At 60.5% G+C, this 8,904-nt stretch carries 7 protein-coding genes; 4 read left to right on the top strand and 3 right to left on the bottom strand.

The window, feature by feature from the left end; translation table 11 throughout:
• Positions 1-164 precede the first annotated feature (164 nt).
• Genes ABI_RS03970 through ABI_RS03960 form a run of 3 tightly spaced genes read right to left on the bottom strand, consistent with a single transcriptional unit; the run spans position 165 to position 1,852 of the window.
• On the bottom strand, positions 165-728 hold the full coding sequence (locus ABI_RS03970) for a pyridoxamine 5'-phosphate oxidase family protein (protein ID WP_245531293.1): 564 nt from the start codon (positions 726-728) through the stop codon (positions 165-167).
• A 45-nt stretch (positions 729-773) separates the two neighbouring features.
• Complete coding sequence (locus tag ABI_RS03965) at positions 774-1,247, bottom strand: nuclear transport factor 2 family protein (protein ID WP_085930172.1); 474 nt, start codon at positions 1,245-1,247, stop codon at positions 774-776.
• A gap of 53 nt (positions 1,248-1,300) precedes the next feature.
• Entirely contained in the window at positions 1,301-1,852 is a 552-nt protein-coding gene (locus ABI_RS03960; protein WP_040308554.1) for a carboxymuconolactone decarboxylase family protein, read from the bottom strand.
• Positions 1,853-1,971: 119 nt separating this feature from the next.
• On the opposite strand from ABI_RS03960, the gene ABI_RS03955 reads away from it, so the two are divergent.
• The 4 genes from ABI_RS03955 to ABI_RS03940 all read left to right on the top strand — a co-directional run bounded on the left by ABI_RS03955 (position 1,972) and on the right by ABI_RS03940 (position 8,846).
• Entirely contained in the window at positions 1,972-2,871 is a 900-nt protein-coding gene (locus tag ABI_RS03955) for a LysR substrate-binding domain-containing protein (protein WP_006271547.1), read from the top strand.
• 743 nt (positions 2,872-3,614) lie between these two features.
• On the top strand, positions 3,615-4,457 hold the full coding sequence (locus tag ABI_RS03950) for a 2-keto-4-pentenoate hydratase (protein ID WP_006271545.1): 843 nt from the start codon (positions 3,615-3,617) through the stop codon (positions 4,455-4,457).
• Positions 4,458-4,823: 366 nt separating this feature from the next.
• Positions 4,824-7,694 carry a TonB-dependent receptor gene (locus ABI_RS03945; protein ID WP_006271544.1) on the top strand — a complete coding sequence of 957 codons (2,871 nt, stop codon included), beginning with the start codon at positions 4,824-4,826 and terminating at the stop codon, positions 7,692-7,694.
• Positions 7,695-7,838: 144 nt separating this feature from the next.
• Positions 7,839-8,846, top strand: a complete 1,008-nt coding sequence (locus ABI_RS03940) for a sugar kinase (protein WP_006271543.1) — start codon at positions 7,839-7,841, stop codon at positions 8,844-8,846.
• Positions 8,847-8,904: the final 58 nt, after the last annotated feature.

The following is an 8,904-nucleotide window of genomic DNA, read 5'->3' as shown; positions in this document are numbered from 1 at the left end:
AGCAAAGCACGTTTACACGGAATCACCGTGTAAACGTGCGGAGCGTGCAAACTCAAAATTAGAGCGGGCTGCGTTCCGCTTGACGTTACCATCTGAACGCAGCCCGCTCTAGGAGGTCACCCACGTCTCGGTATGGCCCCAGACGATTCGATATCGGTGCGTTATCATAGGCGGCTGACTTCCAATTGCCGCACCCGTTCTTCAAGTTCGGCGATGCGCTTGTCGCGCATCTCTATGGCCTCCGCCACATCGGCGGCTTCGAATCGCTGCGGGATATGCTGAGGACAATTCGCATCCCAAGCTTCGACCGTGAACAGGATCACCTGCTCGGGCCGAGCGCGATAGCCCGGTGGCATCAGCTTTGCCATTAAATCCGAATCGCCTTCGATTACACGCGCAGTACCCCAAATCTTGATACGCCGGGCATGGGCATAGTCGATCAAAAACAGGTGCGCCTTCGGATTTTCTGCCAGATTGCCTTGGGAAATGAATTGCCGGTTGCCGGCAAAATCCACAAACGCGATGGTCCGCACGTCCAGCACATGCAGGAACCCCGGCGGTCCGCCGCGATGTTGGATATAGGGTTGACCGTCGGCGCTGGCCGTGCCGAGAAAGACGCTTGTCTGCGCCGCGATGAAAGCTGTCAGGTCGGGCGGTATTTCGCTTTGCCACCCACTTGCCGCTTCCATATGCGCATAGCCACGGCGCGAGCCCTTGCGGCTCTGCACGGCCTTGACCGCAGGCGTGAAAGCGATGTCACTTGTATACATGACTTATAGACCCAGGTCGCCAAGGGCAGCATGTTGGTCCGGCCGGCGTCCGTTCTCGCCACGGTCCCAGTGAAACCTGCGTTCACTCTCGGCTATCGCCAGGTCGTTGATGCTGGCGATGCGCAACTCCATCAGTCCGTCCGCATTGAACTGCCAATTTTCATTGCCGTAGCTGCGGAACCACTCGCCGTTTGCGTCATGCCACTCATAGGCAAAGCGCACGGAGATACGATGGCCGGCAAACGCCCACAGTTCCTTGATCAGGCGATAATCGCCCTCGCGCTGCCATTTGCGCGTCAGGAAGGACTCGATGGCCGCCCGGCCTTGCAGGAACTCTGTCCGGTTGCGCCAGCGACTGTCGGGCGTGTAGGCAAGGGCAACGCGTGCCGGATCGCGACTGTTCCAGGCGTCCTCAGCCAGACGCACCTTGGCAGCGGCGCTCTCAAGGCTGAATGGCGGCAGAGGGGGGCGGCTCATGGCAATACTCCAGATGGAAAGGGCCGGCAGTGCAAAACCGCCGGTGAAAAGGCTTACGCGACCTGTGCAGCGGTGACGATCGGGAAGTCGATTTCGGTTAAGGCGACCGAATTGATGTAGTTGGTCCAGGTATTGAGCGCGACGTGCTGGACGATTTCGATGACCTGTCCATCATCATAGCCCGCCAACTTGACGGCGCGAACGTCGTCGTCGCTGATGTGGCCTCGCGCCTGCGCCACCTTGACGGCAAAACGCACAGCCGCGTCAGCCTTCGGATCGGTCGAGCCGCCGCGACGGTTGGCCATTATCTCAGCCGCGTCGAGATGGGCCAGGTTGGCGCCGAGATAGGTGTGCGCCGAAAGGCAGTAATCGCAGCCATTGATCTGAGCCACAGCGAGCGCGATGCGTTCGCGCGTCTGGGCCGGCAGCGCCCCCTTCGTCAAAGCACCCGACATGCCGAGATAGCCTTCGAGCGCCGCCGGACTTTGGGCGACCAGGCGGAACAGGTTGGGCACAACACCCAGTTGCTTTTGGACGGCATTCAGGAGCGGTTGCGAAGCGACGGGGGCATCATTCACGGTAGCAGGAGTCGAAAGGCGGTTCACGAGGTGTTTCCTTACAAATGAAAATGCCGTCTGGCCGGCACGCCATGAACTTACCACTTCCATTTATTGGCGCTATATGGCAATATTGGTAACCATCCTCTCATAAAATGGAAATACAGATGGATCGTCTCGCTTCGATGGCCATCGTCCTTGAGGTAGCGCAATCGGGCAGCCTGTCGGCGGCGGCGCGTAAGCTGCGCATGCCGCTGGCCAGTCTCAGCCGAAAGGTCTCGGAATTAGAGGCCCACCTCGGTGCACAGATCTTCACGCGCACCAGCCGCAAACTGGCTCTGACCGATTCCGGCGAAGGCTATCTTGCGGCTGCCCGGCGCATTCTCGACGACATCTCGGAGGCCGAGCGAACCATTGCCGGCGAATTCCGCACCCCGAGTGGCGAATTGGTCGTCACGGCGCCGGTCGTCTTCGGCCGTATGCATGTCTTACCCGTCGCGACGGCATTCCTGAAATCACACCCCGATATCGACCTGCGCCTCATCCTGACAGATCAGCCTCTCAACCTGGCTGAGGAGCACGTCGATGTGGCCCTAAGGATCGGCCCCTTGCCGGACAGCCAGATGCGCGCCCGTCTGGTCGGCAGCACGCGTCGCATCATTTGCGCCAGCCCTGCCTATCTGGCAGTGCGCGGCCCGCCGAAGACGCCAGCCGACCTCGCCACTCACGACGGCATTACGCTCGACAGCCTGGCCTCTGCGGCCGGCTGGCAGTTCCGCGATGGCAAGCGCGACGTGACTGTACCTGTCCGGCCACGCGTCAAGGTGAATAGCCCGCCGGCCGCGATCGACGCGGCCATCGCCGGGTTGGGCCTGACACGCGTCCTGTCATATCAAGTGGCCGAGGCCTGCCGCAGTGGCGATCTGCAGATCGTATTGGAACAGTTCGAGCCAGAACCCTGGCCGATCCATCTGGTCCACGTGCTGCAAGGTCCAATGGCGCTCAAGGTCCGCGCCTTCCTCGCATGGGCAGCACCTGAATTTAAGGCTCGATTGCTCACTTGCTGAAAAACAGCCTCAGAGATGCAGCTTCAGAGCCAATTGGATTTGCGTCTGATTTTGGTTCGCGGGTTCGGACGATAAACTGCGCGCTGGTCGACGGCGGCTGGCTGGCCCGGTAGGCCGAACCACATACGTCTCCCTCAACGGCGCCCGGTGAGGGGCGCCGTTCTTGTTTGCAATGAAGACCCGCCACAATGTCACGTCTGAGGGCTTGAGAGGGCGGAACTTTGAGCAGCCTTGGAAACCAATCCGGCCACTCTAGCATCACGGGGTTTCAGGTTTGATCTGTCGCCGATGCTGAACCTGCCAACGTCGTAAGTTTAAGTTTTAACCACGGATAAGGCGCGCATGCCGGCCTACCGCCGGACACTGATAAACACGGATTTCAGACCTAGCCCGACAAGTCTCGACGAACTTGAACGCCGCTAATTTGAACCGCGAATGAACGCCAATGAACGCAAATAAGAAGCGCCAATGGCACTCTTCAAGCAAACACGTTCGCTGGCGCATACAGGATGGATCTGAATATTCGCGTTTATTGGCGTTCATTCGCGGTTCCAAATCCAGGACAGCGCCGCTTCGCGGCAAGTCCTGAATAACCCTGAAATCCGTGACTTTATCCGTGTCCTCGCGCCGAAGGCGCATCCGTGCCTTAGCCGTGGCTCCCCCCTTCCTTACCAACATCACCACCAAATCCGTTGATTATGACACCGGTTTCCTGTAGTCGGCACCGCTAAAGGAGACCGACCATGAACTTCGACGAGATCGCCCAAAAATTTGTCACGGCCCGCCGCACCGGCACCGCCCTGCCCGACTATCCCGGCGACGTGCCCCAGCGCATGGAACAGTCCTACGCCATCCAGGATCGCGCCATCAAGCTGTGGGACCGGCCCATTGTCGGCTGGAAGATCGGCCGCCTGAAGCCTGAATTCCAACCCCTGCACGGCACCGAACGCCTGGCCGGCCCCATCTTTGCCCCCGCCTTCAAGGACTATCAGGGCGAAGAGGTCACCGTCGCCGTGTACGAGGGCGGGTTCGCCGCCGTCGAAGCCGAATACATCTTCCGCATCGAGCACGACGCCGACCCGCAGAAAACCGAGTATAGCGAAGAGGACGCCCTGCGCCTGATCGACGCCGTCTTCGCCGGCATCGAAATGGCCGGCTCACCCCTGCCGACCATCAATACCCTGGGTCCCGTCGTCACCGTCTCCGACTTCGGCAACAATTTTGGCCTTATCCTGGGGCCGCGCCTGGCCGAATTCGACTCCGACTCAACGGTCGCCCAACTGGATGCTGAACATCTGAGGGCCTTCTGCGCCCGCACCGAGATCGACGGCGTCATGGTCGGTGAAGGCGGCCTGTTCACCATGCCCGGCGGTCCTCTGAAGGCGATTGCCTGGCTGGCCGGGCACCTGGCGGGTCGCGGCCTGCCCCTGAAACGCGGCCAACTCATCTCATCGGGCGCCACCACCGGCATCCACGATATCGGCGCCAACCAGAGTTCCGTCGTCACCTACAGCGGCGACCACGACACCGCCGTGCTGAAACTACGCACCGTCGCCGTTACGGCCGACGTCGCCGAACTAGGCTAATCTTACGATAGCAGCCGGTTTCAAGGCCCCGCAGGCGACTGCGGGGCCTCCTTTGTGTCGGGTAAGACAAGTTTAAATCTTACAGTTTATAGTTAAAGCAATGTCATAACCTGGAGTGGAATTTTCACAGATAAAAAGAACCAGTGTTACAGCTATGGCAAAAATAACGCAGGTGCGAGGAAAACCCAAACGGGTTGTGCCACCGGTGTCATTTTAACCATGGCGACGGGTTGTCTCTGTGATTTTTCTATGTCTTAGTTCGGACATCATTCGGTCAACCACCTCACACACGAGAGTGACACCGGTGTCATCAGTCGCCAAATGATCAACCGCTGAAGCGGTGGCACAAACGGGGAGTAAAATCTTATGACCAAGTCAACTGACGCCATAGGTGCGTCCAAAACCTTCCTTCGCTTCGGGGTCTCCATGACCGCCGTCGCTCTGGCCGCCGGCGTTTTCGCGGTTCCTGCCATGGCGCAGGACGCCGCACCCGCCGCACCGACCGATGGCGATGTCGTCGTCGTCACCGGCTTCCGTGGCTCGCTGCAGACCTCGATTAGCGCGAAAAAGCGCGAATCGAGCATTGTCGACGTCATCACAGCCGAAGATATCGCCGACTTCCCGGATAACAACCTGGCCGAAAGCCTGCAGCGTATTCCGGGTATCGCCATCGACCGTGACGGCGGCGAAGGCCGTACCATCACCGTGCGCGGCCTGGGTTCGCAATTCACCCGCGTTCGCATCAACGGCCTGGAAGCCCTGGCCACTGCGGGCGGCAAGGATTCCACGGGCGCCAACCTGGACCGCGGGTTCGACTTCAACGTCTTCGCTTCGGAACTGTTCAAGTCTCTGACGGTACGCAAGTCACAAAGCGCCAACGTCGATGAAGGTTCGCTGGGCGCCACGGTCGACCTGCAGACCTCACGTCCCTTCGACTACAAGGGCTTCACCCTGGCGGGCGGCGCACAGGTTGCCTACAATGACCGGTCCGAAGACAAGAGCCCGCGCTATACCTTCCTGGTGTCCAATCGCTGGGCTGACGGCAAGCTGGGCGCGCTGCTGTCGGTCGCCTACTCGGAACGAACCTTGTTCGAAGAAGGCCCCTCCAGCGTCCGTTGGGAAAACGCCTTCAACCAAAGCAATGGCGGTCGCTTCCAGAACTACTCGACCGACGGCGGCACCACCTTCACCGCCATCCCGGCATCCGGCACCCTGACCGGTGAAGCCTTGAAGGTGTCGAACGCCCTGCACCCGCGCATTCCGCGTTACGGCCGCCTCAGCTACGATCAGAAGCGCCTGGGCATCACTGGCGCCTTCCAGATGCGTCCGAATCCGAACACCCTGATCTCGATCGAAGGCCTGTACTCGCAGTTCCGTGCCGACCGGACCGAACACTATCTCGAAGTGATCTCGTTCAGCCGCGGCGGCGCCGGCGTCGGCAACCCGGCCACGGATATCTACAACTACACCATCTCCGATCAGGGCGTGATCACCAAGGCCGCGTTCAACGATGTCGATGTCCGCTCGGAACACCGCTTCGACGACCAGTCCTCAACCTTCTCGCAGCTCAGCCTGACCTGGGACCAGAACTTCACGGAACGTTTCCGCGGCTCGTTCCGCATCGGTTCGTCCGAGTCGATCCAGGACAATCCGCGCCAGACGACCTTGTCGATTGAAGCCTACGATGTCGACGGCTACAGCTATGACTTCACCGACCAGGCCACGCCGGTGTTCAACTATGGCACCAAGAACGGCTGCACCGTGTCGCAGGCCTGCTATTGGACCTTCGGCAACGGCGGCCCGACCGGCGGGGCGCGCGGCGACGCTTCGATCATCCGTATCCGCCCGAACAAGACCACCAATTCGTTCAACACGTTGTCGGCTGACTTCACCTACGACCTCAACGACATCTTCACCCTGCGCTTCGGCGCCTCGGTGAAGGATTTCGAACTGGTGACGATGCAGGCCCGTCGCGCAAGTGAAGCCATCGACGCCGCCGATCTGACGACCCTGAACGGCAATCTCGCCGGCTACACCCAATCGGTCACCGGCTTCGGTGAAACCTGGCTGGTTCCTGACATCAACGCCATCCGCGACAAGCTGAACTATGAGTGCAACTGCGGCTTCTATGTCACCGGCACCTCGTCGGTCGGCGGTTCGCGCGGCCTCAACCGTGAAGCGGCTGAGACCGATACTGGCGCCTACGTCCAACTCGACTTCAACACGCAGATCGGCAGCCTGCCGGTTCGTGGCGATGTCGGCGTGCGTCACGTCAAGACCGAGCAAACGACCAGTGGCTACCTGTCGGCCGCGACGTATGCCACTTCGGTGCGCAAATACGACGACACCCTGCCCTCTCTTAACGTCACGGTAGAGCCTATCAATGATGTCCTGATCCGTTTCGCCGCGGCCAAGGTGATGGCGCGCCCCCTGCTGACCAACCTGACACCGGGCGGCACACTCTCCACCTTCGGCCTGACCTACACCGGCGGCAACCCGATGCTGGATCCCATCCGGTCGACCAACTACGACCTGAATATCGAATGGTACGCTGACAAGGACACCCTGTTCTCGGTCGGCATCTTCCAGAAGGATATCGACTCCTACATCCAGAACCGCCAATACACGACGGCCTATAAGAACCTGGGCCTGGATATGGATCTCATCGCCGACGCGACCGGCCAGACGGGCGATACGCTCTACACAGTTACCAATCCGGTTTCGACACCAGGCGGCACACTGAAGGGCTACGAAATCAGCCTGCAAAAGCCGTTCACCTTCCTGCCAGGATTCCTCGGCAACACCGGCGGTATCGTCAACTACACTTCGGTCGAATCGCAGATCGCCTATTACACGTCGGCGACCACGACAGCCACCCGGACAGAAAACCTGCTGGGCCTGTCGCCGACATCGTGGAATGCCACGCTTTACTACGAAGACAGCAAGCTGTCGGGACGCGTGTCCGCCGCTTACCGCGACGGCTACCTGGTATCGCTGCTGCCAGGTTCGGGGGCTGACTTCTACGGCAAGAACGAGACTCTGAATATCGACGCTTCGGCCAGCTATGCTCTGACCGACCATCTGACTGTCAGCTTCGAAGCTATCAACCTGACCGACGAAGCTGACGATCGCTATGTCAGCTACGCCCAGGCGGCCACCGGCAACACCGGCAACGCCATGCTGGAATACACCCAGTCGGGCCGGCAATTCATATTCGGCGTTCGCTACAAGTACTAACGCCGGGTTTAGTGAGTACGCGTAACTGTTTCCTCTCGAGTGACTTGAGGCGCCGCTTACCCGGCGCCTCTTTTTTTTGTAACCCTGACGTTTTTAGCTTCTTCTATCGGTTGGGGCTGGCTATAGCCACTGCGGGAGATTGATATGGCCGACACCAATACCTTCGTCTGTTTCGGGGAACTTCTGGTCCGCCTGACCGCTACCGGCGGCCGCCTGCTGGAGGAACTCCCGCCGCTGGCCCCCTTCGTCGGTGGGGCGGAAGCCAATGTCGCCATCGGCCTGACGCGACTGGGACACGCCACCCGAATGGTCAGCATTGTCCCGGACAATGCCCTGGGCCTGGGCGCAAAGCAGGAACTCCGCCGCTGGGGTGTCGACGTCAATGACGTGACAACGGGTGCCGGCCGGATGGGCCTGTATTTCCTGACGCCGGGCGCCATCCATCGCCCGTCCGACATCCTCTACGACCGCGCGGCGTCCGCCTTTGCCACCGCCAAATTCAACCGCCTCAACTGGCGCCGCCTGCTGAAGAATGCCGGCTGGCTGCACGTTTCGGGTGTCACGGCGGCCCTGGGCGCCAACTGCGTTGCCGCGGCGCTGAAGGCCATGCAGACCGCCCGTGAACTGGGCATGCAGGTCTCCTATGACTGCAACTATCGCCCCAAGCTGTGGGAAGCCTGGGGCGGCGACGCCCCCAAGCTGATCAAGGACCTGATCAACGAGGCCGACCTGGTCTTTGGCGGCATCCGCGACATCGAGCTGATCACGGGTGAGGATTTCAATGCCCGCGAACAGGACGCCGCCGAGTACGCTTTTAAGCTATTCCCCAACCTGAAGCGTCTGGTTGGAACGCGCCGCACCCAGGTCAGTGTCGACCACAACCGCCTGGCCGGCCTGATGTTCACCCCGGGCAAGGTGCTGGAGACCGAGACCTACGACATCGAGCGCATCGTCGACCGTATCGGTGGCGGCGACGCCTTTGCCGCCGGCGTCTTCCACGGCATCCTGAGCGGTACCTCGGATCGCGCCGCCTTGGATTTTGGAATTGCCTGCGCCTGCCTCAAGCATGCCCAGCCGGGCGATGCCAGCCTGGCCACGGCGTCTGATCTTGACGGCTTCGTCGGCGGCGGCGGTTTCGACGTCAAGCGCTAAAATTACCGAGAATTCACACCCAACAGCGCGAGTTTTGGCTATGGTCATCCCAACCATA

The organism is Asticcacaulis biprosthecium C19 (genome assembly GCF_000204015.1).
Lineage (GTDB): Bacteria > Pseudomonadota > Alphaproteobacteria > Caulobacterales > Caulobacteraceae > Asticcacaulis > Asticcacaulis biprosthecius.
The sequence above is the reverse complement of the archived record's forward strand: the minus strand, read 5'-3'. Positions and strand labels throughout refer to the sequence as shown.

Bases quoted from the DNA above. Each gene is read 5' to 3' on its own strand.
- ABI_RS03965 (WP_085930172.1), bottom strand. From the start codon at position 1,247: ATGAGCCGCCCCCCTCTGCCGCCATTCAGCCTTGAGAGCGCCGCTGCC.
- ABI_RS03955 (WP_006271547.1), top strand. From the start codon at position 1,972: ATGGATCGTCTCGCTTCGATGGCCATCGTCCTTGAGGTAGCGCAATCG.
- ABI_RS03950 (WP_006271545.1), top strand. From the start codon at position 3,615: ATGAACTTCGACGAGATCGCCCAAAAATTTGTCACGGCCCGCCGCACC.
- ABI_RS03945 (WP_006271544.1), top strand. From the start codon at position 4,824: ATGACCAAGTCAACTGACGCCATAGGTGCGTCCAAAACCTTCCTTCGC.
- ABI_RS03940 (WP_006271543.1), top strand. From the start codon at position 7,839: ATGGCCGACACCAATACCTTCGTCTGTTTCGGGGAACTTCTGGTCCGC.